Raw genomic sequence first — 437 nt, forward strand, 5'->3', positions numbered from 1 at the left:
CAACTCAACTGGCTCCATACTGCGGCTGGAAGCAAGGACAATGGTATATGACAACTGATAGTCTAAGAAATACAGACGGTCTTCGTACTGCACCTTCCCCACTGCAAGGATATCTTTGACATCTAAAATTTCTTGATTTCGTTTACGCAAGTCTGCTGCCAGGTCTAAAGCTTGTTCAAAATGCAGGCCTTCAGGTTGCTTACGAATTTCTTGAATATTTAACTTCATATTTCCTCCATAAAGATGTACTCACTTGATTATATCATGAAAAGGCTATAAGTCAGCTTTCCAAACTTTGATATTAAAATCTCATTTTTTAACATATTTACTATGACAAACTTTCCTATTAGTGCTATACTATAGGCAAGAATAGATCAGAGCAAGGAGGATGCTCATATGGAAGACAAAGCACTCATCACTGAAGCTTACCAACTCCT

The 437-nt window shown here is 37.8% G+C and carries 1 protein-coding gene; it reads right to left on the reverse strand.

The genetic code is table 11. The annotated features are described in order from the left end of the window. Positions 1 to 228: hypothetical protein (locus C7G61_RS43490; protein ID WP_202975845.1), on the reverse strand; the 228-nt coding region annotated here is incomplete at its 3' end. Between the last annotated feature and the right edge of the window lie 209 nt (positions 229 to 437).

The organism is Bradyrhizobium algeriense (genome assembly GCF_003062295.1).
Lineage (GTDB): Bacteria > Pseudomonadota > Alphaproteobacteria > Rhizobiales > Xanthobacteraceae > Bradyrhizobium > Bradyrhizobium algeriense.